The sequence below is a fragment of the Oleiphilus sp. HI0067 genome, from assembly GCF_001635735.1.
This window is the reverse complement of the sequence record NZ_LWFI01000269.1, coordinates 1-771: the sequence shown is the minus strand read 5'-3', so window position 1 is coordinate 771 and position 771 is coordinate 1. Positions and strand designations below refer to the sequence as shown.

The following is a 771-nucleotide window of genomic DNA, read 5'->3' as shown; positions in this document are numbered from 1 at the left end:
CCCTTAGAAAATCAAGCGGCGTGTTTAACAACGTTGTTGTCCTAACCAATTAAATATATGAGCCTGGACTAGAGGAAGACTGGTACCACCGATCGTCCAATGGCAAACTCCCTCCATCAGTTGAAGTGTTGCCTTGTTTTGAAATAGAGATTTAATCTTTAGTTGCAGTGCTGGCGGGGTAATTCGATCTTCTTTTCCGGATAAAATAAGAATCGGGCAATCTATTTTTGTCGGGTCTACTTTCGTCGGTGGGTTAGAAAGAACAAACCACATACCAATCTCTGTAGACGCTTGTCCGGACTCCAGTGTCGATAGTGTAAAAATATCTTCTTGGGTTCTTTCTGTTTGGGTATTGGCAATGCCGTATTGCACATTACGAAGCGTCAGTTCGGTTGTTTTTTTCCATAGCGGAAATTTGAATAAATTGTGACCAAATGAACGGATAACAGATAAGCTCCATCCATTAATGCCCGCTGGCGCTGCACTCGATAGTAAGACTAAGCGATGAATTTTTTTCTCTTGGGCAACAAGTTGTGCAATCAGTCCGCCCATAGAGTGGCCAACAAGAATTGGTGCTTCATCAAGCTCATCAATATAACTTGTTACGAACTCAACATAATCTCTGATGCTTGTAGTCGCTAATTGCGCTTTCGTTATTGATGTATGGCTATCCTTAGGGATGTGAAAAGGCAGATCAGGCGTGTGGGTCTCATACCCTTCAGACTCAAAGGTTCGCTTTAATTCAGATAGGGTATCACCCGTACTCCACAT

The 771-nt window shown here is 42.7% G+C and carries 1 protein-coding gene; it reads right to left on the bottom strand.

Going from position 1 to position 771, the window contains the following annotated elements:
- Positions 1 to 24 precede the first annotated feature (24 nt).
- The coding region (locus A3739_RS03385; protein WP_068500315.1) for an alpha/beta hydrolase at positions 25 to 771 on the bottom strand (747 nt) is incomplete at its 5' end.